This is a genomic window from Sulfitobacter sp. DSM 110093 (assembly GCF_022788715.1).
Lineage (GTDB): Bacteria > Pseudomonadota > Alphaproteobacteria > Rhodobacterales > Rhodobacteraceae > Sulfitobacter.
Genome location: NZ_CP085167.1, coordinates 2,515,440 through 2,539,030, shown reverse-complemented (window position 1 = coordinate 2,539,030; position 23,591 = coordinate 2,515,440). Strand labels below are relative to the sequence as shown.

General features: G+C 60.7%; 22 protein-coding genes. 14 read left to right on the top strand and 8 right to left on the bottom strand.

Annotated features, from left to right (window positions below; all coding sequences use genetic code 11):
- Positions 1 to 295 precede the first annotated feature (295 nt).
- The 10 genes from DSM110093_RS12525 (at position 296) to DSM110093_RS12480 (ending at position 13,427) form a co-directional block, all read left to right on the top strand.
- Positions 296 to 1,276, top strand: coding sequence for a TAXI family TRAP transporter solute-binding subunit (locus DSM110093_RS12525; RefSeq protein WP_243265397.1), 981 nt, complete (start codon positions 296 to 298; stop codon positions 1,274 to 1,276).
- Between the two features lie 88 nt (positions 1,277 to 1,364).
- Positions 1,365 to 3,605 (top strand): TRAP transporter permease, encoded by a 2,241-nt coding sequence (locus DSM110093_RS12520; protein WP_243265396.1) that lies wholly within the window; start codon positions 1,365 to 1,367, stop codon positions 3,603 to 3,605.
- Positions 3,606 to 3,715: 110 nt separating this feature from the next.
- A complete protein-coding gene (locus DSM110093_RS12515; protein WP_243265395.1) occupies positions 3,716 to 4,627 on the top strand; it encodes an AEC family transporter in 912 nt (303 codons plus the stop codon).
- 120 nt (positions 4,628 to 4,747) lie between these two features.
- Positions 4,748 to 5,338 carry a TetR/AcrR family transcriptional regulator gene (locus DSM110093_RS12510; protein WP_243265394.1) on the top strand — a complete coding sequence of 197 codons (591 nt, stop codon included), beginning with the start codon at positions 4,748 to 4,750 and terminating at the stop codon, positions 5,336 to 5,338.
- A gap of 2 nt (positions 5,339 to 5,340) precedes the next feature.
- Positions 5,341 to 6,420: an efflux RND transporter periplasmic adaptor subunit gene (locus DSM110093_RS12505; RefSeq protein ID WP_243265393.1), complete on the top strand. Its 1,080-nt coding sequence runs from the start codon at positions 5,341 to 5,343 to the stop codon at positions 6,418 to 6,420.
- A gap of 4 nt (positions 6,421 to 6,424) precedes the next feature.
- Positions 6,425 to 9,475, top strand: a complete 3,051-nt coding sequence (locus DSM110093_RS12500) for an efflux RND transporter permease subunit (protein WP_243265392.1) — start codon at positions 6,425 to 6,427, stop codon at positions 9,473 to 9,475.
- A 190-nt stretch (positions 9,476 to 9,665) separates the two neighbouring features.
- Entirely contained in the window at positions 9,666 to 10,580 is a 915-nt protein-coding gene (locus tag DSM110093_RS12495; RefSeq protein WP_243265391.1) for an ABC transporter substrate-binding protein, read from the top strand.
- Between the two features lie 17 nt (positions 10,581 to 10,597).
- Positions 10,598 to 11,764, top strand: coding sequence for an ABC transporter permease (locus DSM110093_RS12490; protein WP_243265390.1), 1,167 nt, complete (start codon positions 10,598 to 10,600; stop codon positions 11,762 to 11,764).
- Entirely contained in the window at positions 11,761 to 12,696 is a 936-nt protein-coding gene (locus DSM110093_RS12485; RefSeq protein ID WP_243265389.1) for an ABC transporter ATP-binding protein, read from the top strand. Before DSM110093_RS12490 ends, DSM110093_RS12485 begins: the two co-directional genes overlap by 4 nt.
- On the top strand, positions 12,693 to 13,427 hold the full coding sequence (locus DSM110093_RS12480; RefSeq protein ID WP_243265388.1) for an ABC transporter permease: 735 nt from the start codon (positions 12,693 to 12,695) through the stop codon (positions 13,425 to 13,427). The genes DSM110093_RS12485 and DSM110093_RS12480 overlap by 4 nt, the downstream gene beginning before the upstream one ends.
- A 3-nt stretch (positions 13,428 to 13,430) precedes the next feature.
- Here DSM110093_RS12480 and DSM110093_RS12475 read toward each other — a convergent pair whose 3' ends face one another.
- The 3 genes from DSM110093_RS12475 to DSM110093_RS12465 form a co-directional block, all read right to left on the bottom strand.
- Positions 13,431 to 14,126, bottom strand: a complete 696-nt coding sequence (locus DSM110093_RS12475) for a haloacid dehalogenase type II (protein WP_243265387.1) — start codon at positions 14,124 to 14,126, stop codon at positions 13,431 to 13,433.
- 72 nt (positions 14,127 to 14,198) lie between these two features.
- Positions 14,199 to 15,503 carry an FAD-binding oxidoreductase gene (locus tag DSM110093_RS12470; RefSeq protein WP_243265386.1) on the bottom strand — a complete coding sequence of 435 codons (1,305 nt, stop codon included), beginning with the start codon at positions 15,501 to 15,503 and terminating at the stop codon, positions 14,199 to 14,201.
- Positions 15,503 to 16,852 (bottom strand): glutamine synthetase family protein, encoded by a 1,350-nt coding sequence (locus DSM110093_RS12465; protein WP_243265385.1) that lies wholly within the window; start codon positions 16,850 to 16,852, stop codon positions 15,503 to 15,505. Before DSM110093_RS12465 ends, DSM110093_RS12470 begins: the two co-directional genes overlap by 1 nt.
- 124 nt (positions 16,853 to 16,976) lie before the next feature.
- Here DSM110093_RS12465 and DSM110093_RS12460 point away from each other — a divergent pair, with 124 nt between their 5' ends.
- From DSM110093_RS12460 to DSM110093_RS12450, 3 genes are all read left to right on the top strand, one after another.
- The gene (locus DSM110093_RS12460) at positions 16,977 to 17,720 is read left to right on the top strand and encodes a GntR family transcriptional regulator (RefSeq protein ID WP_243265384.1); all 744 of its coding nucleotides are present in this window, start codon (positions 16,977 to 16,979) and stop codon (positions 17,718 to 17,720) included.
- 79 nt (positions 17,721 to 17,799) lie between these two features.
- Positions 17,800 to 18,894 carry an alpha/beta fold hydrolase gene (locus DSM110093_RS12455; RefSeq protein WP_243265383.1) on the top strand — a complete coding sequence of 365 codons (1,095 nt, stop codon included), beginning with the start codon at positions 17,800 to 17,802 and terminating at the stop codon, positions 18,892 to 18,894.
- A gap of 95 nt (positions 18,895 to 18,989) precedes the next feature.
- Entirely contained in the window at positions 18,990 to 19,907 is a 918-nt protein-coding gene (locus DSM110093_RS12450) for an MYG1 family protein (RefSeq protein WP_243265382.1), read from the top strand.
- Between the two features lie 40 nt (positions 19,908 to 19,947).
- Here DSM110093_RS12450 and DSM110093_RS12445 read toward each other — a convergent pair whose 3' ends face one another.
- From DSM110093_RS12445 to motA, 5 genes are all read right to left on the bottom strand, one after another.
- Positions 19,948 to 20,286, bottom strand: coding sequence for a peptidoglycan-binding domain-containing protein (locus tag DSM110093_RS12445; RefSeq protein WP_243265381.1), 339 nt, complete (start codon positions 20,284 to 20,286; stop codon positions 19,948 to 19,950).
- A 66-nt stretch (positions 20,287 to 20,352) separates the two neighbouring features.
- A complete protein-coding gene (locus DSM110093_RS12440) occupies positions 20,353 to 20,619 on the bottom strand; it encodes a hypothetical protein (protein ID WP_243265380.1) in 267 nt (88 codons plus the stop codon).
- Positions 20,620 to 20,782: 163 nt separating this feature from the next.
- On the bottom strand, positions 20,783 to 21,208 hold the full coding sequence (locus DSM110093_RS12435) for a hypothetical protein (protein WP_243265379.1): 426 nt from the start codon (positions 21,206 to 21,208) through the stop codon (positions 20,783 to 20,785).
- On the bottom strand, positions 21,205 to 21,459 hold the full coding sequence (locus DSM110093_RS12430; RefSeq protein WP_243265378.1) for a hypothetical protein: 255 nt from the start codon (positions 21,457 to 21,459) through the stop codon (positions 21,205 to 21,207). Before DSM110093_RS12430 ends, DSM110093_RS12435 begins: the two co-directional genes overlap by 4 nt.
- A complete protein-coding gene (motA, locus tag DSM110093_RS12425; protein ID WP_243265377.1) occupies positions 21,459 to 22,325 on the bottom strand; it encodes a flagellar motor stator protein MotA in 867 nt (288 codons plus the stop codon). The genes DSM110093_RS12430 and motA overlap by 1 nt, the downstream gene beginning before the upstream one ends.
- 93 nt (positions 22,326 to 22,418) lie before the next feature.
- Here motA and DSM110093_RS12420 point away from each other — a divergent pair, with 93 nt between their 5' ends.
- A complete protein-coding gene (locus tag DSM110093_RS12420) occupies positions 22,419 to 23,519 on the top strand; it encodes a hypothetical protein (RefSeq protein ID WP_243265376.1) in 1,101 nt (366 codons plus the stop codon).
- Positions 23,520 to 23,591 lie beyond the last annotated feature (72 nt).

Genomic DNA, 23,591 nt, shown 5'->3' with positions numbered 1-23,591 from the left:
AGCAGAAGGGCGGGTGGCGTGAGGCCGCGCGCCCTTTTTCGTGCATGGGCGTGAAAGTTGGGGCCATGCAAATCGCCCATGATCACGGATCAGCGCTCAGAATCCTAAAAGTTCAGGACATTTTGACCTATTCCTTCAGCAGAATGCTTCTTTGGTCCCGAACTGGGCAGCTGTGGCATTTTCGGTCTTGCCACTGAGGGTTGGAGTACATTTAACTAGCGCGGCAAGCTGAACACAGCAGCCAAGCGGGGCATCAAAGGCTTACGTTTGGTAAGGTTAACTAAGGGAGAGAGACATGAAATTCACCGCAATCCTCGCCGCCAGCACCATTCTGGCAGGCGCCGCCGTCGCACAGGACGTTGATAAAACCGGTTGGCCAAGCAGCTTTACCGTGGGCACCGCCAGCCAAGGCGGCACCTATTTCGCCTATGGCTCCGGTTGGGCGAACCTCGTGGCCAAAGAGTTGGGTCTGACAGGCGGCGGCGAAGTCACTGGTGGCCCGATGCAGAACATGGCGCTGGTCCATACCGGCGAAGCGGCATTCGGCATGACCACAATGGGCCCGGCGGCGGAATCGCTGGCAGGGACCAACCCCATCGCACCCGGTCTGGAAATGACCCAAGCCTGCGCGATGTTCCCGATGTACCAGACACCTTTCTCGGTGACTGCTCTGGCGTCCTCGGGCATCGAAACCGTGGCTGACATTCCGGCAGGTGCCAAGATCGGCTTTGGCCCGGCGGGCTCCACCTCTGACACTTATTTCCCGCGCATGATGGACACGCTGGGCGTGGAGTATGAGCGTCGCAACGGCGGCTGGACCGATCTGGGTGGTCAGTTGCAAGATGGTCTGCTGGACGTAATCGCATTCGCGGCAGGTGTGCCTGTGCCAGCGGTCAGCCAGCTCGAAGTGCAGACCGATGTGAACATCATCGAGTTCACCGAAGAAGAGCAGGCGAAACTGCTCGAAGAATTCCCAGTGTCCCAGTTTGACATCGCATCAAGCACCTATTCCACGCTCGAAGCAGATGCGCGGTCGGTTTCCATGTGGAACTTCTCTATCGCCAACTGCGATCTGCCGGAATCCTTCGTCAAAGCGGCTGTTGATGTTGTCATGTCTGACAACGAGCGGATGAAGGGCATTCACAAAGCAGCAGCATCGACCCTGCCTGAGAACTGGGAAAAGAACACAGTTCTGAAATGGCACCCCGGTGCGGCGGCATGGTTCAAAGAGAACGCGGATGCCGATATTGCCGACGACATGATCTACGGTAACTAAGCAAACGCCTAGACAAACTTGCATGCCGTCCCTAATCGGGGCGGCATCTTGCCATCATCCCGCATGATCGTCGGGAAAGGGAGCTTCCATGACAGACCAGCATAGCGCCGACCCCCAAGGCCCGATTGTCGCTGAAGGGGTTGATGACGAACCCGTAGAGAGCAACCGTCGGATATTCACCGGGCGTACCTATCTGGTCGTCGCGGCCATGTCGGCCATCTATGCGTTCTTTCACATGGCCGCGTTGAACGGCATGTCGATTGGTGAGCTTACCGGCATCCGCATCCCGCTTTTGCCGACCTTCCCGATGGAAACATGGAACTTTCGCATCGTGCACATCGCGGGCGCGTTGATCCTTGGCTTTACCCTCTATTCCGCGCGGGGCTTTGTTGATGAGGGCACGGGGCAGGGCCGCCACCCGCTGGATTTCGTGGCATGGGCAGCGATGATCCCCGCGCTTTATTCGATATGGACCGCCTGGGGCATCGCCAGTCAGATCAACTCCGGGGTGCAGTGGAACGGCATGACCCCCGAGTTCAAGAACCTTGAGATTTACCACTACGGCCTGCCGCTGGTAGCCGCGACGGCCATCGGCATCGTTGTCGGCTGGCTGCGGGGCCGGGAGCGGGGGCAGGTTTCGCCTGCGGATCTGTTGCTGTCGGTCTGTGGCATCGCCGTGGCGATTTATCTGATCACCATGTACAGCACTTTGATGCGCAACTCCACGGGCACACCTTTCGCGCCCATTGGCATCTCTATTGCCGCTGTCGCAGGCACCGCGCTGATCATGGAACTGACGCGTCGCGTGGCCGGGCTGGCGCTGATCGTGATCTCGGGCATCTTCCTCATCTACGTCTTTGTCGGGGATATGCTGCCGGGCTTTTTGAATGCGCCCAACATCCAGTGGACGCGGTTCTTTAGCCAAGTTTACACCGATGCGGGCATCCTTGGGCCGACCACGGCGGTCTCTTCGACCTATATCATCCTGTTCATTATCTTCGCGGCCTTCCTTCAGGCGTCGAAAGTGGGCGACTATTTCGTCAACTTCGCCTTTGCCGCTGCTGGCCGTTCGCGCGGGGGGCCGGCAAAGGTCGCGATCTTTGCCTCGGGCCTCATGGGCATGATCAACGGCACCTCGGCGGGCAATGTGGTGGCGACCGGGTCGCTGACCATTCCGCTGATGAAGAAAGTCGGCTACCCGGCCCGCACCGCAGGCGCGGTCGAAGCCGCCGCCTCAACCGGTGGGCAGATCATGCCGCCGATCATGGGGGCAGGTGCCTTTATCATGGCCGAGATCACGGGCATCCCCTACACCGACATCGCCGTCGCCGCGATCATCCCGGCGGTGCTCTACTTCGTGTCGATCTACTTCATGGTGGATTTTGAGGCTGCCAAGCTGGGCATGCGCGGCATGCGCTCTGAAGAGCTGCCCAAGCTCAAGGACATGCTGCGCCGGGTGTTCCTGTTCATCCCAATCATCATCCTGATCTATGCGCTCTTCATGGGCTATTCGATCATCCGCGCAGGCACGCTGGCGACGGCGGCAGCGGCGGTTGTATCGTGGTTCACGCCTTTCCGCATGGGGCTGCGCAGCATCGTCAAAGCCTTTGACCTTGCCGGGATCATGTCGATCCAGATCATCGCGGTCTGTGCCTGTGCCGGTATCATCGTGGGTGTTATCAGCCTGACTGGTGTCGGTGCGCGCTTCTCCTCGGTCCTGCTGGGTCTGGCGGAGGCGAGCCAATTCCTCGCCCTGTTCTTTGCCATGTGTATCGCCATTCTGCTGGGGATGGGCATGCCCACCACGGCGGCCTATGCGGTCGCGGCCTCGGTCGTGGCACCGGGGCTGGTGCAGCTGGGCATTCCGCTGCTGACGGCGCACTTCTTTGTCTTCTACTTCGCCGTTGTCTCGGCCATCACGCCTCCCGTGGCGCTGGCCAGTTATGCAGCGGCGGGGATATCGGGCGCCAACCCGATGGAAACTTCGGTGGCGTCGTTCAAGATCGGCATCTCGGCCTTCATCGTGCCGTTCATGTTCTTCTACAACGGCGCGATCCTGATGGACGGCACATGGTTCGAGGTGATCCGCGCAGGCGTCACGGCGATCTTTGGGGTCTATCTGCTGTCTTCGGGCATGCAGGGCTGGTTCGCGGGCAGCTTGGCCGCGTGGTTCATCCGGCTGGGTCTGGTCCTTGCGGCGCTGTGCATGATCGCAGGCGGTTTGGTGACCGACCTGATCGGCATCGCGATTGCGGCGTTGATCTTTGTCATCCAGCTAAAGTTCCGCCCCGCTGCAGACGCCCAAATCGCCGTGCGCGGCAGCGATTAACCCATGCCCCGGCCCTTCGGGGCCGGGGTGCCCTCAATTGAGGCAGCGGCCCCTGTTGCATCCGGGCCAAGCGCCGCCTAGGGTCCGCGCGATCCTTCCGGGCGGTTAATATGTTCACTATCTTTCTGGCCATCGCGCCGGTCTTTGCGCTGATCCTCATGGGCTATGGCCTGCGGCGGGGCGGCATCCCCTCAACCAAATTCTGGAACCTGAATGACCGGCTGGTCTATTGGGTGCTGATGCCCGCGCTGTTTTTTGCCAAGATCTCGGCGGCGGACCTCAGCGGGGGCCTAGGCGACTATGCCCTGCTGCTCTATGCCGGGTTCTTTGCGGCGATCCTTTGTGGGTGGCTGTTCGGGCGGGCCTATGCCGCGCCGCAGGGCAGTTCGCTGATGCAGGGCAGCGCGCGGTTCAACACCTTCATTGGCCTTGCGATTGCCGAGGCCGTCTTTGGCACGGCGGGGCTACAGATCGCCGTGCTCGGTTCGGCACTGCTGGTGCCGGTGGTGAATGTGACGGTGGTGACACTGATGACCCGTCAGTTGGGCGGGGGCGGGAAATCTATCCTCAAAGGCTTGGTTAAGAACCCGCTGATCCTTGGCATTCTTGCGGGGGTGCTTTTCAACTTCGCGGGCCTGCACGAAGTGCCCGTCTTGCACGAAAGCGCGCGTATTCTGGGCGATGCGGCTCTGCCGATCATGCTGCTTTGTGTGGGGGCCAATCTGCGGCTTCGCGGGCTGTCGGGGTCTGTCTCGGTCATCGGGCTGTCGATTGTGGGCAAACATCTGGTGAACCCGCTGGCCGTGCTGCTGGCGGCGCTGGTGTTAAACCCCGCGCCGCTCACCTTGCAAATCGCGCTGATCTTTGCGGCTCTGCCAACCGGAGTGGCCAGCTATACGCTGGCGCGTGAAATGCGGGGCGATGCGCCGTTGATGGCGGCGATCATCACCACGCAGACGTTGCTGAGCTTTTTCACGCTGCCGCTCACGCTCTATCTAGGGAGCCTCATTTCTGCACTTTGAACGCGGAATCTGTGCAAAAACGCTTTCGTGATCCACTTGGGCTTTGTGAGTTAACTTTTACATGTTGACATATTTGGTTCAAATGTCCAATTGCGGCTTAGCCAAAGCTTAGGATTCCCCATGACCGAACTTGAAAAGACCGTGCTCGACGCTGCGCTGCATGTCTTTTCGCGCTATGGCGTCAAGCGCACCAGCATGGGGGATCTCTGCGAAGAGGCGGGCGTCTCGCGTCAGACCCTCTACAACCGTTTTCGCAACAAGGACGACATCCTGCGCGGGCTCATCGGGCGCTATACCGAGCTTGCGCTCGAAGAAATCGCCGAAGAGTTGCCTCAGGCCCCCGATCTGGCCGCTCAGATTGATCTGATCTTTGACCGGATGGTGGTGCGGGGTTTTGACACGATGCAGGCGATGCCCAATGCCCAAGATTTTATTGATGGGGCCAATGCGGTCAGCCAAGAGGCGCTGCAATGCTCTGCTGGTCGGTTCCGCGCTGTCATTGTCGAGGTGCTCACGCCCCATGAAGGCGCAATCAACCGCGCAGGTATGACCGTCGAGGCCCTTGCCGATTGCCTTCAACGCGCCGCCAAGGCCGCAGGTATGCATGCGCAGGACCGTGCACATTTTCTCGCGCAGTTGCGCACCCTCAAACAACTATGTCTGACCGCCGCCCTCGGGCCTGTGCCGGATGCTACACATAAGGAAGACTGACCATGGCCAACTGGCTTAATGAGACGACGCGCGGCGCAGGCGCGGGGCGGCTGTTGGGGTTTGCGCTGACCCTAGCCGCGGGAGTGGCTGGCCCAATGGCCGCCGCAGCCGAAATGCCGGTGGTAAAACTGGAAACGGTCATGGTCAGCAACGCCGAGATGGAGCGCGTGTTTTTTGGCAAGGTGGTTGCACGTGAAACTGTGGACCTTGCCTTTCAGGTCGGTGGACAGATCGAACAGTTTCCCGTCGAAGAGGGGACCACGGTCAGCAAAGACTCGGTCGTGGCGCGGATGGACCTAGAGCCGTTTGAACTGGCGTTAGAGCAGGCGCAGGCCAATGACGCGCAGGCCCGCCGCACGATGGAACGCTATCAGAAATTGGCGGGGTCGTCGGTTGCGGAGGTTAACCTTCAAGACGCCGAAACTGCCGTGACGGTGAACGACATCGCCGTGCGCAATGCAGAGCGCGACCTTGAAAACGCCACTTTGCACGCGCCGTTCGATGCGATTGTGGCGTCGCGCTTGGTGCCCAACTACTCCACCGTCAGCTCTGGTACGCCAGTGGTGCGCCTGCATGACATGTCAGAACTGCGGGTCGAGATCGACGTGCCTGAAACCTTGTTCCTGCGCGCGGGGCGTGATCCGAACGTGCGGTTCGTGGCAAAATTTCCGGCCAATTCGGAAAGCTACCCGATGGCGATCCGCGAGTATAACGCCGAAACCGCGGATATCGGGCAGACCTATAGCATCACCCTCGGGGCTGAGTTGCCCGAAGATTTCGTGCCGCTGCCCGGTGCCTCGGTCGAAGTGCGCGCCACGCTGAACATCGGCGGGCAAAGCATCATTGTCCCGGATTCCGCTATCGTCGTGGGCAATGATCGCGGCACCTATGTCATGGTGTTCGATCCCACCGGCGCACGGGAGGGGACGGTCACCCGCACCGAGGTAGATATTACCCCGACTGTTCGGGGCGATGTCACGGTCAATTCGGGCCTTTCTGACGGGCAAGAGATCGTAGTGAGCGGCGCAAGCCAGCTTGCAGACGGCGCCGCAGTGCGCCGCTTCGTCGGCTTCGGAGACTGAGCGCATGGATATCGCACGCCTGTCCATCAACCGCCCGATCTATACGTGGATCATCATGCTGATCTGTCTTTTGGGCGGCATCTGGGGTTTCGCGACCCTTGGCCGTCTCGAAGACCCGGCATTCACCATCAAAACCGCTGTGGTCGTGACGCAATACCCCGGCGCCTCTGCCGAAGAGGTGGCGCTTGAGGTCACCGAGCCGCTGGAATCACAGATCCAAAAGATGTCCGAGATTAAGGACATCGAATCCATGAACCAGCCCGGTCTGTCATGGATCACGGTCAATATGCAGGACACGTTCGACGGGTCCGAACTGCCGGAAATCTGGACCAAGTTGCGCAACCGCGTGAATGAGGCCGCCATGCCAAGTGGGGCGTCTCAGCCCTATGTGAACGACGGTTTCGGTGACGTTTACGGGATCTACTATGCCGTGACAGCCGATGGTTACTCTGACGCAGAGGTGAATGAGCTGTCCAGTTACCTGCGGCGTGAACTGCTGCTGGTGGAGGGCGTGTCAGATGTGGCGCTGTCGGGCGTGCCGAATGAGGTGATCTATGTTGAGCCGCAGCTTGCGCTCAGCACCACGCTCGGCATCCCACCCACGGCGATTGTCGGTGCGGTTTCCAGCGCCAATGAAATCGTCGACGGCGGTGTCATTCAGGGTGACGAGGGACGCACGCTGATCCAGCGGCCCGAAGGGTCTGACAGCGTGTCTGAGATCGCCGCGCTGTCTGTAGGGGTTGGTGGTCAGGTGATCAACCTTGCCGATGTGACCAATATCTACCGCACCCGCGAAGCCGACCCTGAGCTTGTGATCCGACACAACCGGCAAGACGCCTTTACCGTCGGCGTTGCCGGCATCGCGACCGATAATATCGTCGACATCGGCAAACGGGTAGACGACAAGCTTGCGCAACTGCGCGAAACGCTGCCGTTGGGCATCTCGATTGAATCCATCTACCGCCAGCATACGGTGGTCGAAGAAGCGTCGAACGCCTTTCTGGTGAACCTTGCCATGTCCGTTGCCATCGTGGTTGCGGTGCTGGCCGTCTTCATGGGCTGGCGTGCGGCGGTTGTTGTGGGCTCTACCTTGTTGCTGACGGTGGTGGGCACGCTCTTTTTCATGGCGCTTGGCGCGATTGAGATGGAGCGTATCTCGCTCGGGGCATTGATCATCGCCATGGGGATGCTCGTCGACAACGCCATCGTTGTGGCCGAAGGGATGCAGATCTCCATGCAGCAGGGCAAAAGCTCTCGCGAAGCGGCGACCGAGGCGGCAAGCAAAACGCAGATCCCGCTTCTGGGGGCCACGGTCATCGGGATCATGGCTTTTGCCGGGATCGGGCTAAGCCCTGATGCGACGGGTGAATTTCTATTTTCGCTCTTTGCCGTGATCGGGATTTCGCTGTTGCTGTCTTGGGTGCTGGCCATCACCGCGACCCCGCTCTTGGGGCACTACTTCTTTAAACGCGGGGCCGAAGGTGGTGCTGGCGGCTATGACGGGGCGATCTTCAAAGGTTATGCTGCCGTGCTGCGCGCGTCGCTCAAACTGCGTTGGCTGGTGGTTGCTGGACTGATTGCGGGCACGGTCGTTTGCTATGCTCTTTTTGGGCAGATCAAGCAGCAGTTCTTCCCTGACAGCAACACGCCGCTTTACTTTGTGCACTACAAATTGCCGCAAGGCTCTTCGATCCACCAGACGTCTAATGATCTGGCCGTGCTTGAAGATTGGCTGGCGGAGCGTGAGAATGTTGAGAACGTGACATCCTACTCAGGGCAGGGGGCGGCGCGTTTCATGCTGACCTATCAGGCCGAAGACCCCAACCCCAGCTATGGCCATCTCATCGTTCGTGTCTCTGATCTTGAGGTGATCCAAGACGAGATGAACGCGCTCGAAGAATTCGCGGTCGATGCCCTTCCCCAAGGGGAGTTCCGGGCCAAACGTCTGGCCTTTGGGCCAGGGGGCGGCGCACCGATCGAAGTGCGTTTCTCGGGCCGGAATCCTGATGTGCTGCGTGATCTGGCCGATGAGGCCATGTCGCGGATGCAGGCGGCGTCGGACAATATCATCACCCCGCGTCAGGATTGGCGCGAGCGTGAATTGGTGCTGCGACCAATCTATGCCGAAGAGCGCGCGCAGGATGCGGGTATTTCAAGGACTGAGATCACGGAGACGTTGCAGTTTGCCACCGAAGGCACCAGCGGTGGGACCTTCCGCGAGCGGGATCGTCAGATTCCCATCATCATCCGCGCCCCACGGGACGCTGATCTGGCGCTGACGGACCATGTTCTTTATGAGCAAAACACCAATGCGCTGATCCCGATGGAGCAGGTGATCGACGGTTTCAGGTTCGAACCGCAAGACACACTGCTTTACCGCCGCGACCGGGCTGATGTCATCACCGTGGGGGCCGATATTCCACGGGGTGTGACAGCGGCACAGGTCCAAGCCGAGGTGCAAGAAACCATTGAAGCGATGGAGATCCCCGAAGGCTATGCGATGGAGTGGGGCGGTGAATTGGAAAGCGCGGGCGAAGCGCAGGCCGCTTTGGGCAAGCAGTTGCCCTTCAGCATTATCATCATGGTGCTGATCTCGGTCCTGCTGTTCAACGCGCTGAAACAGCCGATCATCATTTGGCTCTTGGTACCGATGGCGGTGAACGGGGTCAGCCTTGCGCTGCTCGGGACGGGGTTGCCGTTTACCTTCACCGCGCTTCTGGGGCTGCTGTCGCTGTCGGGGATGTTGATCAAGAACGGCATCGTGTTGGTAGAAGAGATTGACCTTACCCGTGCTGCTGATCCGACCATGGATTTGAAAGAGGCCATCGTGCTTGCGTCGACTTCGCGTTTGCGCCCGGTGTTCTTGGCTGCGGCCACAACCATTCTGGGGATGCTGCCGCTTTTGTCGGATGCGTTTTTCCAGTCAATGGCGGCAACGATCATGGGTGGATTGGCATTTGCTTCGGTCCTGACGCTGATCGCAGCACCGGTGCTGTACTTTATTTTCTTCAAGCGCAGTGCCGCGTGCGAAGCCGAGGCAGCGAAGGCTGTCTAAATAAAGCGATAATGAGAAAAAGGGCGCCTCTGGTCATGCCGGGGGCGCCCTTTTTCGTAAGCGCCACCTAGCGAAAAAATGAGAGCACCACGGGATTTCCTCCTTGGTTTCGGTGACATGCCCGCTACCTTACCGTTTTCAAATGGCGCTTCGCCGTGTCTGTTCATTGCTGTCAAGGAGTCATCTTCCGATGGGTACCCGCATTCTCTCTACCGCTGCCGCTGCTGGTCTTGCCGCCGCGCTGGCCTCTGCCGCCTCGGCGGAAATCACCGTTTCGTCGAAGATCGACACTGAAGGCGGCCTGTTGGGCAATGTCATCGCACTGGCGCTCGAAGACGCAGGCCTGCCGGTTGAGCGGCGACTGCAACTGGGCGGCACGCAGGTCGTGCGCGAAGCGATCTTGTCGGATCAGATCGATATTTACCCCGAATACACCGGCAATGCGGCCTTTTTCTTTAACGAAGCGGAAAGCGATGTCTGGAAAGACGCGGCCAAAGCCCATGCCCGCGCCAAGGAATTGGACGGCGGTGAGAATAACGTCACATGGCTCGATTCCGCACCGGCCAACAACACTTGGGCCATCGCCGTGACCGGCCCGGTTGCCGAGGAAAACGGCCTCACCACCATGTCCGATTTCGGCGCATGGGTGGCCGAGGGCGGTGAGGTGAAGCTTGCCGCTTCGACCGAATTCGTGTCCTCTCCTGCCGTTTTGCCCGCGATGCAAGAGACCTATGGTTTTGAGCTGACCCAAGACCAGACCGTGATCCTGTCGGGCGGCGACACGGCGGCGACCATTCAGGCGGCGGCGCGTGGCACATCGGGGGTGAACGCGGCGATGGTCTATGGCACTGATGGCGGCGTGGGGGCCACGGGGTTGGTGGTGATGGAAGACGACAAGGGCGTGCAGCCGGTTTATGAGCCCGCGCCCATCGTCCGCGCCGAAGTGCTGGAGGAATATCCCCAGATCGCCGAGGTGCTGAACCCGATCTTCGCCGGGCTCGACATGGCAACGCTGCAAAAGCTTAACGGTCGCATTCAGGTCGGCGGGGAGCCAGCCGAGGCCGTGGCCCGCGCTTATCTGACCGAGACCGGGGTGCTGGACTGATCTCCGCCACCCGGACATTGACCGGCCCCGGCGCAGGGTTTTCTGCGCCGGGGCTTTTGTTCGCTGTGCTGGGCGCGGCGGCGCTGTTGGCCCCGTTCATGACGCTGGCGGCCAACCGCATCGTCGCGGGCGAGGGGGTGATGGCATGGCGCGTGGCCAGCTTGCCGGTGGTGCTGCCCGGACTTGCTGCGATTGCCGCAGGGCTGGTCATGGGTCTGCCTGCGGGCCGCAATAGCCTGCGGATCGGGGGCGCGATTTTGGGCTTGGGCGGGCTGCTTTGGCTGCTGACCCAAGGTGCGTCTGGCCTGTTAGTTGAGGCCGGTGAATACGCGCGTGTGTCGCCCTCCATAGGGTTTTGGTGCCTGCTGGTTGTTTTTATGTTGCTCATGGCCGATGCACTGGCCGCGATGGCACCAGGGCCGCTGATGCGTGGCGGCGTTCTGGCGGCGGTGCTCGCGGTGCTGGGGGCGATCCTGTGGTCGGGGGCACTGTCGGACCTGTCGGTCATGCAAGAATACGCCAGCCGTGCGGATGCCTTCGGGCGCGAGTTTCTGCGCCATCTCGGATTGGCCTTCGGCTCGCTTGCTGCCGCAGCAGTAATTGGCTTTCCGCTTGGCGTGCTGTGCCATCGCCTCGCCAATCTGCGCGGGGCGACATTGCCGGTGCTGAGCTTTCTGCAAACCATTCCTTCGCTTGCCATGTTCGGCTTGATGATCCCGATCCTTGGCTGGGTGGGGGCCAATCTGCCCGGCGCGCGGGCGCTTGGCATTGCGGGCATCGGCTTTGCGCCCGCCTTTCTCGCGCTGGTGCTTTATTCGCTGCTGCCCGTGGTCGGCAATACGGTTGCGGGGCTCGCCTCTGCCCCGCCAGCCGCGCTTGAGGCCGCGCGCGGCATGGGGATGACGCCGCTGCAGCGTCTGTTGCGGGTAGAGTTGCCGCTGGGCCTGCCGATCATCCTGACCGGGCTGCGCATCGTTCTAGTGCAGAACATCGGTCTGGCGGTCATTGCCGGGCTGATCGGCGGCGGCGGTTTCGGGACCTTCGTCTTTCAGGGGCTGAACCAAACCGCGACCGATCTGATCCTGCTGGGCGCCTTGCCGACCGTGGTGCTGGCGCTGACGGCGGCCATCGTGATGGACATATTGGTCGAACTGACCCGCAAGACCCCAAAGGACAGCACATGATCGAGATCGACCGTATTACCAAGACTTATGGCGATACACGCGCTGTGGATTCCGTGTCGATGACGGTGGAGACGGGCACCATCACGGTGATCGTCGGCACCTCTGGGTCAGGGAAAACGACGCTCTTGCGGATGATCAACCGGCTGGAGGAGCCGACCTCGGGGGAGGTACGGATCAACGGGGAATCCACCCTTTCGGTCAAGCCGCATATCCTGCGGCGGCGGATTGGCTATGCCATCCAAGGGCACGGGCTGTTTCCGCATCACACCGTGGGGCGCAATATCGGCGCGGTGCCGCAACTGCTAGGCTGGCCGCGTGACAAGATCGCGGCGCGGGTGGATGAACTGCTGGCGCTATTCTCGATGGACCCTGCGCAATTCCGCGACCGCTATCCGGCGGAACTGTCGGGAGGGCAGCAACAGCGTGTCGGCGTGGCGCGGGCCTTGGCCTCGCGGCCTGATCTGCTGTTGATGGACGAACCCTTTGGCGCGTTGGACCCGATCATCCGCACCCGCGCGCAAGAAGACCTGCGGCACATCCAGCAGCGGCTTGGCTCCACCATCATGCTGGTGACCCACGACATGGAAGAGGCGATCCGGCTGGGTGATCGGGTGGCGGTGATGGACGGGGGGCATCTGGTGCAGCACGGCACCCCCGCCGAGATCATCGCCGATCCTGCGACGGATTTCGTGGCGGATATGGTTGGCGATGTGGAACGGCCCTTGCGCCTGCTCTCTCTGATCCCCGTGGCTGAGCTGGTCGAAGAAGGCGCCGCCGAGGGCATACCGCTCTCTGCCGACGCCAGCCTGCGCGACGCGCTCTCGGCCTGTCTGTGGTCCGGGCGCGGGGCGGTGCCGGTCGCGAGAGATGGCGTGCCACTGGGGCGCGTGACGCTGGATGCGATCCGCGCGCGGGCCGGGCAGCACCCATGAGGATCGGCTGGATCCTGCGGCCGCTTCTGGTGGCGGTATTGCTGGCTTTGGTCTTGCGACCTGAGTGGTTCACGCTGCTGTTGGCGCCTTTAGCGCCGGCAAATGGTCCGGTGATCTACACGCGCGCCTCGCTCTTGTCGCTTTCGCTCAGCCATCTGGCGCTGGTCGCGATGGCCTCGGCTGCGGCGACGGTGGTGGCGGTGACGCTGGCAATCCTTGTGACCCGGCCTGCGGGCGCGGCGTTCCGCCCGCTATCGCGCACGATCACCAATATGGGCCAGACCTTCCCCCCCGTGGCGGTGCTGGCGCTTGCCGTGCCGGCTTTGGGCTTTGGCGCGGGGCCGACGCTGGTGGCGCTGTTTCTCTATGGGCTGCTGCCGATTTTCGAGAACGCGGTGACGGGGCTCACCAACCTGCCGCCCGCCACGATGGAGGCCGCGCGCGGTATCGGGCTGAGCCGTTGGCAGCGGCTGTGGCGGGTGGAACTGCCGCTGGCCCTCCCGGTGACGCTGACGGGCATCCGACTGTCGGTGGTCATCGCACTTGGCACGGCAACCATCGGCTCGACCGTCGCGGCGCGGACCTTGGGAGAGGTGATCATCGCGGGGCTGCTGACGAATAACACCGCTTTCGTGGTGCAAGGCGGGCTGGCGGTGGGGCTGTTCGCGGTGCTGATCTATGACGCGATGGTGCAGCTTGAAACGCGGCTGGCACGGCGCATGGGGGGCTGAGGATCAGCGCTCGTTCGCGGCGATGATCTGCTCGGCCAAGTCCACCAGATCGTCCGAGAGGTAATGCGGCTGCGGTACGTTTTCGGCCTCGATCAGGTTGTTGTTGGGGCGGGTCAGAAAAGCCCCCTGACAGCCCGCCGCCTGCGCGCCGATGGTGTCCCACAAGTGACAAGCCACCATGCAAAGATCATCGGTTTTTATGTCCAACGCATCGGCCACCATCTGGTAGGTCGCCGGATGGGGTTTGAATTTTTCCACCTCATCAACACTAAAACTGCGGTCGAAGAAGTCGGCGATGCCAGCTTTCTCTAGCGGTGTCGGCGCGGGAGAGGGGGGCGAGTTGGTCAGTGTGACCAGCCGGAAACCTGCCTCGCGCAGCTTGCGCAGGGCGGGGGCGACATCCGGATGGGCGGGCATGGAGCCGATGAGTGATTTTAACTCGGCCACGTCCTCATCACTGATCGTCACGCCCTTGTTCGCGCCGACCATCCGCAGAACACCCCCCGCCAGCGCACCAAAGGGGGCATATCGGCCAGAGAGGGTCATGGTCTGCGAATACAGGATCAACTCGGCAAACCATTCGCGCAGGACCGAGGCGTCACCGAACACCCGCGCGAACAGCGGCTCCAGCGTCGTGATGTCGAGCAGGGTCTCGTTCACGTCGAAGACAATTGTAGAGACGGGTTTTTGATCGGGCATGGGGGTCCTTCCTGTCACGGCGGGCGATACGCCCGGTCATTGTTAAGAAACCCCCAGCCCTGTCAAAAGGTTTCAGACCCCCAAACGGTCGCGCAGCCCGTACCACCATGAACCCATCACCGAATAGGGCACGCGCAACATGCGCCCGCCGGGGAAGGGGAACCACGGCACATTGGCGAAGACATCAAAGCGGGTCAGTTCGCCGTCGATCGCTTCCGAAAGGATACGCCCGAAGGTATGCGAACCGGTTACGCCATGGCCGCTGTAACCATGCGCGAAATAGGTGTTGTCGCCGATCCGGCCCATCTGCGGCACACGGCTGAACGATAGGGCGAAATTGCCGCTCCACGCATAGTCGATCTTCACGTCTTTGAGTTGGGGGAAGACCTTGTCCATGTTGCGCTTGAGCTTGGCCTTGATGTCGCGCGGGTCAGCGCCGCCATAGACGGTGCCGCCACCGAAAAGCATGCGTTTGTCGCCCGACAGACGGTAATAATCGAGGATATAGCGAATGTCTTCGACGCAGGCATCGGTGGGCAGCAGCGCGTGGGCTTGTGCCTCGCTCAGCGGTTCGGTTGCCATGACTTGGGTCGAGACGGGCATCACGCGCGGGGTCAGCGTGGGCACCACATGGCCAAGGTAGGCGTTGCCGCAGAGCACCAGCGTCTTGCAGGTCATCGTCCCCTTGGCCGTTCGGATCACGGGGCGGGCTGCCTCGTGATCTACATCCGTGACCGGGGACATCTCGTAGATCGTGCCGCCGTTTTTCTCAAACGCCGCCGCCTCACCGAGGGCGAGGTTGAGCGGGTGCATATGGCCGCCCGAATGGTCGATCAGCCCGCCTTCATAGAGGTCGGAATTGACGTGGGCACGCAACTGATCCTTGTCCAGCATCTCTTGATTGTCGATGCCGTAGCTCTGCCAGAGCTTCTGCCGCTCTTCCAACTCGCGCATATGCGCAGGCGTGAGCCCGGTGAAGATGTTCTTTTCCTTGAGGTCGCATTTGATGTCATAGGTGCGGACCCGCTCGCGGATGATCTCGCCACCCTCTTGAACGATGCCTGCCACGAAAGTCGCCGTGTCCTGACCATAGCGGCGCTTGATTGTTTGGAGGCTGGCGTTCAGCCCGTTAACGATTTGCCCCCCGTTGCGCCCCGAGGCCCCCCAGCCCACGCGCGCGCCTTCGATGATGGCGACCTTGTACCCTTTCTCGGCCAGATGCAGGCCCGTCGACAGGCCGCTATAGCCCGCGCCGACGATGCAAACGTCGATCTCGTGATCGCCCTGCAACTCTGGGCGCTTAGGCGAGGGATTGGCCGAGGCCGCGTAGTAGCTTGACGTATGGCTGCCGTCACCGGCGTAGGGGGGACGAGACATCAGACGATCTCCAGATAGGTATCATATTCGAAATGGGTCACTTGCCGTGCGAATTTGCGCAGCTCTTGGGTCTTGCATTCGACCATCATGGTCTGCAAGCGGGCGGAGAAGATGCCGGGCACATCCGGCCCTTTGCGGAAGGCGTCGATGGCCGTGGCCCAGTCAAGCGGCAGGTTGTCGAGCTTCATCGTATAGGCGTCGCCGGTGATCGGGGCGACGGGCTGCATGTCTTGCTCGATCCCCAAAAGCGCGCCGCCCAAGATGCTGGTCAGCACCAGATAGGGGTTGGCATCGGCCCCGGCGACGCGATGCTCGATGCGTCGGGCCTTGGCATCTCCGCCGGGGATGCGGATCGCGGCGGTGCGGTTCTCGTAGCCCCAGGCGACATTGGTCGGCGCATGGGCACCCGGCAGCAGTCGGCGATAGGAGTTTTCATGCGGCGCGAAGGTCAGCGTGTTTTGCTGCATCGTTGCCAGCAGACCGGCCACGGCGTTGAGCATCAGGGCCGTGCCCTCATCCCCGCCATTGTCGAAAACGTTAACGCCGTTTTCATCCACCAGCGAGAAATGCACGTGAAAGCCACTGCCCGCCAGATCGCCATAGGGTTTGGCCATGAAGGTTGCGGCGAACCCGTGTTTGCGGGCGATGCCGCGCACCAACCGTTTGAACAGCACCGCATCATCGGCGGCACGCAGCGGGTCATCCACATGGCGCATGTTGATCTCGAACTGGCCTGCCCCGTTCTCCGAGATCGCCGCATCTGCCGGGATGCCCTGCAATTCGCAGGCGTCATAAACCTCGTTCAGGAACTCATCGAAATGCTGCAATTCGTCCAGCGACAATGCGCCGTCGGAATCCAGCCGCTTGCCAGTGACCGGGGAGCAGGGCGCCTGCGGGTGATCCTCGGACGGGTCGACAAGGTAGAACTCCAACTCGGTCGCCACTACCGGGGTCAGACCGCGTGCTTTGAACTTGGCCGCCACTTCGGCCAGCGCCCGGCGCGGATCGCCGGGGAAGGGGGCGCCGTTTTCCTGACGCATCCAGAGCATCGCAAGCGCGGTCGGGCGCGAAGTCCATGTGATGGGCATGAGGGGCCGTCCCGTGAAATCGCACAGCCCGTCGGAATCCCCAGTCTCAAACACCAGTTCGCTATTTTCGACATCTTCGCCCCAGATATCCATGCCGACGATGGACAGGGGCATGCGCAGCCCGCCTTCGACAACCTTAGAGACTTGATCCGCTGGCACCCGCTTGCCGCGCATGGTGCCGTTAAGGTCGCAGACACAGGCAAAGATGGATTCGATTTCGGGATGTTGCGCCAGCCACGCTTCGGCTTTGCTCTGAGACATGGGGTTCCTTTCGATATCGAACCTAAAAATGTGATACCATTTAGGGAAACGTCATACCACTATTCGCTTGTCTGTCAATCGCCCCGGAGCGTATGGTCAGCGGCGAAAGACCAAAGGCGGCCCGATGACCGACACCGAAAACGACGCGCTCAACATCCCCGAAATCCCTGAGATTCCGGGCGGGACGACGCAGGAATATGTCTATGAGCGGCTGCGCAATGCGATCATGCTCGGCGCGATCACGCCTGGCACCTCGCTGACCATGCGCGGCATTGCAGAGCGTCTTGGCCTCAGCCCGACCCCGGTGCGCGAGGCAGTGCGGCGGCTGAGTTCGGAACATGCCATCCAGATCAAGGACAACCGCCGCCTGACCGTGCCGCTGATGACCTCTGACCGGTTCGAGGAACTGGTCGCCCTGCGCATCGCGGTCGAGACCCACGCCGCCCTGCGCGCATTGCCTTACATTTCGGACATCGTGATCGGCAAATTGACCGAGATTGACGGCAGCATGGACCGTTTCGTGGCCGAGCGGGACTCAGACCAGTTAACGCTGCTGAACCAAGCGTTTCACCGCATTCTCTATACCGTAAACCCCGCGCAATCGTCGCTGCCGATGATCGAGAGTATCTGGCTGCAGCTTGGCCCTTTTCAACGCCAGGTGATCACCGAAGTTGCGGAATACTATCAGATCGATCGTCACAAAGAGGTGCTGGCGGCGCTGACCGCGCGTGATGGCGATGCGCTGAGTGCTGCCATCGCCAATGACATCCGCGATGGCGTCTTGCAGACGGGCCGCAGCCTGCTGGCAGCGGCGGAGGGCGGGGATATGACGCTGCCGGATGTCTCGGGTGCGACTGGTCCGGTCTGATACCAGCCCCGTCACGGCCTTTTGCCTATGATTTCGCTGGAAGAATAGGCTAGAACGGCGGCGAAAGATGGGGGCAGGGATGCGCAATACTCAAAGTCAAAACCTTGGTGCCCTCGGCATGCGTGCCCTCTGCGCGGTGATGATCATCGCCCTATCGGCCTGCGCACCGCGCCCGGGTGGAGAGACGCTGACCGTCGTGCCTGCCGCGCAGCCCACGGGAAAGAGCGTTGCGATCACCGTCGCCTCTACCCGTGGCCGCGAAGCAGAGACGGGCGATTACACAGACGCCCGCGCACATCAGATGAACTTTGAGCGTTTCACCATTGCCATTCCGCCCAGCCATGAGGCAAGCCGGATCGAATGGCCCGAGGAGGAGCCCGACCCCAGCCGCAGTTTTGCGGTGACAGCCCGCGAGCCTTTGTCTGCGCTTGATATCCAGCGCGGAGCGGGGGGGCGGCAAGACGTGATGGTTTTTGTCCACGGATACAACCAAACTTTCCCGGAATCGCTCTTTCGCCTCGCGCAGGTGGCCGTAGATGGTGATTTGCCCGAACAACCGATCCTCTTTGCCTGGCCCTCGGCTGGGACGGTGGTGGGCTATGTCGCTGACAAAGACGCGGCGGCCTATTCGCGCGATGAGCTGGCCGCGGTGCTCAGCACCCTTGCCGCTGACCCCGATGTGGGAAAGATCACGCTCTTTGGCCATAGTATGGGGGGGTGGCTGGTGGCAGAAACCCTGCGCCAGTTACGGCTTTCAGGCAAAGATGCGGTGATCGCAAGGTTAAGCGACGTAGTTCTTGCCGCGCCGGATATCGACGTTCATGTGTTCCGCAAACAGATTGAGGTTATCGGCCCGCTTGAGCCACCTATGGCGATTTTGGTCGCCCCTGATGACCGGGCGCTGCGCATTTCTGCGGGGCTTGCCGGGGCGCGGCCTAGGGTTGGTCGAACCGATGCCAGCACCCCTGCGGTTCAGGCTTTGGCCAAGAGAAACGGCGTTCAGCTGGTCGATATTTCGGGCATCGGGGCAGTGGATGGCACCCATCACAACCGCTTTGCGTCTCTCGTGCAGTTGATCCCAGAGCAACGCGATGGTCTGACCCAAACCCGTGCGCAGGTGGGGGCGTTTATCCTTGATCCCGTTTCAGCCACGCTGGTGGCGCTTTCGCGCTAAGACGCGCCGCTTGCACTTGTGCTGCGCCCCGCAGTATGGGGGCGAAAGCGATGATCCCGATACCTCTTTTTTCAGCCTTAGCGGAGCCTGTCCCCATGACTATTACCCATCTCGTCACCCACTCTGGGGGCTTTCACGCGGATGAGCTTTTGTCCTCTGTCATTCTTACCCGGCTTTACCCCGAGGCGACGCTGCTGCGCAGCCGCGATGCGGATTGGATCACCCCCGGCGCGGGGCGGATCATCTATGATGTGGGCCGCGACTATGACGCCGACGCCCTGATCTTTGACCACCACCAGCGCCCCGGCCCGTTGCGCGAAGATGACCAGCCTTTCAGCTCTTTCGGGTTGATCTGGCAGCACTATGGCCGCGATTATCTGCGCAGCTTTGATGTGCCTGAAGCGGATGTAGATGATATTCACCGCAGTTTCGATCAGGGGTTTGTCCTGCCCGTTGATCTGATTGATAATGGCGCTTTGGAGCCTTCGGTGGCAGGGCCTCTTGCTGGGATGACGTTGCCGGTGCTGCTGGAAACGCTGAAACCCGTCTTTGACGAACGGGGCGAGAATGCCGACGATCGCGCCTTTATGGCGGCACTTCCTGTCGCGCGCGCCTTTGTAGAGGCGGCGATCAAGGGCAAAGCCGCCAAGCGGCGAGCCGAGGCGATGGTGATGCAGGCGATTGAAGCGGCAGGCACTGGCCGTGTGCTGGAACTGCCCAGCGGGATGCCCTTCCGCTCGGCAGTGGAGAAGGCCGGGGCGGATCATCTATTGTTTGTCGTGCATCCACGTGGCGAAGATTGGGCGCTGACGACGATCCGAAAAAGTGGCGACAGTTTTGAGGCCCGCGCCGACCTTCCCGAAGCTTGGGCCGGGCTGACGGATGCCGATCTTGAGGCGGCAAGCGGTGTGAGCGGCGCCAAGTTCTGTCACAACGCACGCTTCATCGCCGTGGCGGCAAATCGAGAGGCGGTTCTGCGTATGGCCGAATTGGCGGTTCAGGACGTGGTATAAGGCCGAGGCCCGCAAGGGCGCCTCGGCAAGGTTTAGCGGTTTACATGTAAGCGTCGGAGGTCAGGAAGAACATTGTTTCGCTGACCTGCACCTCAGGTGCGAATGTCCATGTCGGGGCATGACGCTGATAGCGGTCGGAGGCCATGAGCCCGCGAAAGGCGGCTGCGGTCCCCGGCCCCCATGCGCCATCAATCGCGCCGTTGTAATAGCCCGCATGCTTCAGACTTTCTTGCACCATGCGCCGCGCGCCAAGGTCGCGGCTTTGGAACAGCGCCTGAACTTCGGCAAGGGTGACGTGAAATGATTGCGCATAGGATGGCGCGGGGCTGACCGATGCAGCACCAATCGCGGCGGCGGCTAGAAAACCTCTACTTTTCATTGCAGTTCCTTTCGGGAAAAACGAGACGATGGAAAACGGGGTCGGTAATGCGGCCCCGGGGAGCGTTTAGGCGGGGATAGACGGCGTGCGTTTCGACATCATCGCGGCGATGACGCCCCAGATGATCGACAGCGGCCAAGTGATCAACGCGCCAAACCCCAAGGTGACAGCGCCGATGAGAATGGCCAGTATAATCATGACGATACCACCAGCGACGGTGGCATACAGCAATCCAAGCGGGCCAAAAAGCAATGTCAGGAAGAACGCCGCGACGACGCTCTTCTGCGGCTTAACGTGAACAATCGTTGTGGTGTGTGTAGGGGCATCAGCCATAGATAGGCTCCTGTATAGATTAAATAAATTCCTTCGATGCCGCCGTAACGACGACAAACTGAATGCGATGTTAATGAAATAGAATTGCGGCGTTTTCTAGGCCGATATTCGCCAATCAAGGGAATTTATCGGAAAACCTCCCGTAAGCCGGGAGATGTCGTTACTACCGTTGATCTTCCAGCCAGATCGATAGGAAACCTTCGGCTTGGGCGGCAGTTTCGGCCTGTTCAAACGCCTGTTTGCGGGCCTCGGTGCGGCGGGTGCGGATCAGGTCTATGCGCTTGGCCTCGGCGAAAAGGTCGTTCAACCTGTCGTGGATGCCCGCACTATCCGTGCGCAACCGCTCGGCTTCGGCCTCTTTGCGATGGATCGTCTCCGAAACGTTGCGGATAAAGGCCGAGACGACCCGCGTGGATTCCACGGCATCGGGATCGCCCCGGTCGTTAAGTTGCTCCATGAGGGTATGGCGTTCGTTCTCGATTTGGCTGAGGGCGCGGTTCACCTCGACCATTTCCAGCGCCACATTCTCCATCTCAAAACGCTTTAGGCGTGAGAGCACAGCAAGCCCATCACCGCGCCGAAGCTTCACTGGCGCACGCCCTGAGATAGAACGATCAACCGTTCGCGCATCCGTTCCAGTATTTCGGGATCAAGCAGCGGTAGCCCCTCCATCGGGGCGACGTGGCCGATTACTCCGTGGCTGCGCATAGAGTTGGGGAGCTTCGCCTCAGCGGCTGCGGCTTGGTCGATCTTCTCCTCGCCCTTGTCCTTGGCGGCACCGGCGGCCAGCGCTGGCCCGGCCAGCAGTGCGATAAAGGCGAAGAGGGGCAGGCGGGCCATCATACCGCAGGCAATTCGCGCTGCGAGGCCTCCACGGCAGAGAAATTCGGCTGCTTCGTGGTGGGAATGTTGCCGCGGCCCAGTTCAATACAGATGCTGGGCGGGTGGCCAGCAACGATAGCGACGATCACATCACGGATCACGGTATACATCGCGCTGTCTTCTTCTTCGATCTGCTCTAGACGGCCTGCAATGGGCTGCACCATGCAATAGGCAAGGAAAACCCCAAGGAACGTGCCGACCAAGGCGCCGCCGATCATCGCGCCAAGGATCTCTGGCGGTTTGTCGATGGAGGACATGGTTTTGATCACCCCCAGAACCGCCGCAACAATGCCGATGGCGGGCAGGCCGTCGGCCATGCTTTGGATCGCGCTGGCAGAAACCAAAGATTCATGGTGGTGCTTTTTGATCTTGCGGTTCATCACGTCTTCCATCTGGAAGCGGTCATCGAACTGCATCGACATCATGCGGAAGCTGTCGGCGATGAGGTCGGTGACGAAGTGGTCTTTCATCAGCTTGGGATAACGCTGGAAGATCGGGCTCGCTTGGGGGTTTTCGATATGCTCGTCCATCGCAACGATGCCCTTGGTCTTATAAAGACGCGCCAGTTCGAACATCAGCGCCAGCAGATCATTGTAATCCGCTGCCTTCCAGCGCGGCCCTTTAATGACCCGCAGAACCCCGCCCAGCGATGACTTTACCACCGAAAATGAATTGGCGATTACAAAAGCACCAAGTGAAGCGCCGCCGATCATCATGCCCTCGTAGGGCAGGGCATGCAGAACGATGTCCATATTGCCCCCCGACAGCATGAAGCCGCCAAAGACCAGACCAAAGACCATTACAAGACCAAGCAAGAGTGTCATTGCTGCACACGCCTCCAAAAAGAAACTATTCTTACTTTATCCTTGAGCGATAACGTCTATACAAGTATTATCTCGGAAAGAACTTGGGTTTCTATGATGAATAGTGGTTTTTCGGTCAAAGAAGAGTTGAAGGAAGATGTCGACGCTCAGCAAGAGCCCGACGCCTTTGCCTATTTCGTCGATCCTTCCGAGCTTTCGGTTCTCGTGCAGGGCTGGCCCGCTGAAATGCGGCTGTTGCTTTGTATGGATGCCGCCGGTCTTTGCGAGTTCGTGGTCTTTCATAATGATGAAGAGCATGCAGTTTTTGACCGGGTTTCAGATATCCTTGACCGGCCCGTGGGCAGCTTTGCCGTCAGCCCCGAGGTTGAGGGCCATCCTTGCCGTAGGTTGCTGTTTTCCGAAGAAAATGCGCTGTTAAAAGCGATTCAAGAAAGCAAGGCGCTTGAAGAAACCGCTGCGGATTACCTGATCAACTACAACTTCGCCCGCGAAGAGGGGTTGGATTTTGATGAGTTGATGCGCCAGCGCCCGGAGTTGGATCAGTTCCAGCGGGTGAGCACGAACAAGATCTTTCCCATCGGGACGCGCAAGCGCCGTAAGCCGCGCTCCGGCCCTCCGGAAGGGTATGTCCCCTCAGCCGAAGCGCAGCCGGGTGCGTGTTTCTACGTCAGTCTTGAGATGTGGCTGGCAGGCGGCCGGATGCGAATCGCGGCCACTCCTGACAAACCCTTGCCAATGGTGCCGACCTTGGTGCGCGACATCGCGTTCCGTGATGATTTTGCATCGGTCTATATCCCGCGCGATACGCTCGCAGCAGAGTGGTGCCCCAAGGATAACATGGTAATCGACATTCCTGCCGAACTCTTCCCCGCTGGCTTTAGCGATAGCTGTGAGCGGCGCGAAGTGAAGGTCGCGGTGATGCCGCGTGGCATTTTTGTTGAGTTTGGTGCCCCGATTGATGTGCCCGAAGTGCCCGAGCCCGAACTGCTGGACCCGGCGACATTTGCGCCGCAACCGCCCGCGCCACGCAAAAGCCTGTGGAAGTCCTTTCATATCCCGCTGATCGCGGTGGCGGGTCTGGGTTTTACCGGGCTGTTCAGTACGATCATCGCCCAGACCACAGGCAACGATGCTGCCCCCGATCCGGCCCCGAAGAGCGCGATTTTCAAAACAGTCGCGCAGATGGAACCGTGATGCATATTTCACGATATGGCGAAAAAATGCTTGTCAATGCTTGGGCGGGTTCCAAATATAATTCGAATCGTG

Excerpts from the sequence above, each read along its gene's own strand:
- DSM110093_RS12525 (WP_243265397.1), top strand. The coding sequence starts at position 296 with ATGAAATTCACCGCAATCCTCGCCGCCAGCACCATTCTGGCAGGCGCC.
- DSM110093_RS12520 (WP_243265396.1), top strand. The coding sequence starts at position 1,365 with ATGACAGACCAGCATAGCGCCGACCCCCAAGGCCCGATTGTCGCTGAA.
- DSM110093_RS12515 (WP_243265395.1), top strand. The coding sequence starts at position 3,716 with ATGTTCACTATCTTTCTGGCCATCGCGCCGGTCTTTGCGCTGATCCTC.
- DSM110093_RS12510 (WP_243265394.1), top strand. The coding sequence starts at position 4,748 with ATGACCGAACTTGAAAAGACCGTGCTCGACGCTGCGCTGCATGTCTTT.
- DSM110093_RS12505 (WP_243265393.1), top strand. The coding sequence starts at position 5,341 with ATGGCCAACTGGCTTAATGAGACGACGCGCGGCGCAGGCGCGGGGCGG.
- DSM110093_RS12500 (WP_243265392.1), top strand. The coding sequence starts at position 6,425 with ATGGATATCGCACGCCTGTCCATCAACCGCCCGATCTATACGTGGATC.
- DSM110093_RS12495 (WP_243265391.1), top strand. The coding sequence starts at position 9,666 with ATGGGTACCCGCATTCTCTCTACCGCTGCCGCTGCTGGTCTTGCCGCC.
- DSM110093_RS12485 (WP_243265389.1), top strand. The coding sequence starts at position 11,761 with ATGATCGAGATCGACCGTATTACCAAGACTTATGGCGATACACGCGCT.
- DSM110093_RS12480 (WP_243265388.1), top strand. The coding sequence starts at position 12,693 with ATGAGGATCGGCTGGATCCTGCGGCCGCTTCTGGTGGCGGTATTGCTG.
- DSM110093_RS12475 (WP_243265387.1), bottom strand. The coding sequence starts at position 14,126 with ATGCCCGATCAAAAACCCGTCTCTACAATTGTCTTCGACGTGAACGAG.
- DSM110093_RS12470 (WP_243265386.1), bottom strand. The coding sequence starts at position 15,503 with ATGTCTCGTCCCCCCTACGCCGGTGACGGCAGCCATACGTCAAGCTAC.
- DSM110093_RS12465 (WP_243265385.1), bottom strand. The coding sequence starts at position 16,852 with ATGTCTCAGAGCAAAGCCGAAGCGTGGCTGGCGCAACATCCCGAAATC.
- DSM110093_RS12460 (WP_243265384.1), top strand. The coding sequence starts at position 16,977 with ATGACCGACACCGAAAACGACGCGCTCAACATCCCCGAAATCCCTGAG.
- DSM110093_RS12455 (WP_243265383.1), top strand. The coding sequence starts at position 17,800 with ATGCGCAATACTCAAAGTCAAAACCTTGGTGCCCTCGGCATGCGTGCC.
- DSM110093_RS12450 (WP_243265382.1), top strand. The coding sequence starts at position 18,990 with ATGACTATTACCCATCTCGTCACCCACTCTGGGGGCTTTCACGCGGAT.
- DSM110093_RS12445 (WP_243265381.1), bottom strand. The coding sequence starts at position 20,286 with ATGAAAAGTAGAGGTTTTCTAGCCGCCGCCGCGATTGGTGCTGCATCG.
- DSM110093_RS12440 (WP_243265380.1), bottom strand. The coding sequence starts at position 20,619 with ATGGCTGATGCCCCTACACACACCACAACGATTGTTCACGTTAAGCCG.
- DSM110093_RS12430 (WP_243265378.1), bottom strand. The coding sequence starts at position 21,459 with ATGGCCCGCCTGCCCCTCTTCGCCTTTATCGCACTGCTGGCCGGGCCA.
- motA (WP_243265377.1), bottom strand. The coding sequence starts at position 22,325 with ATGACACTCTTGCTTGGTCTTGTAATGGTCTTTGGTCTGGTCTTTGGC.
- DSM110093_RS12420 (WP_243265376.1), top strand. The coding sequence starts at position 22,419 with ATGATGAATAGTGGTTTTTCGGTCAAAGAAGAGTTGAAGGAAGATGTC.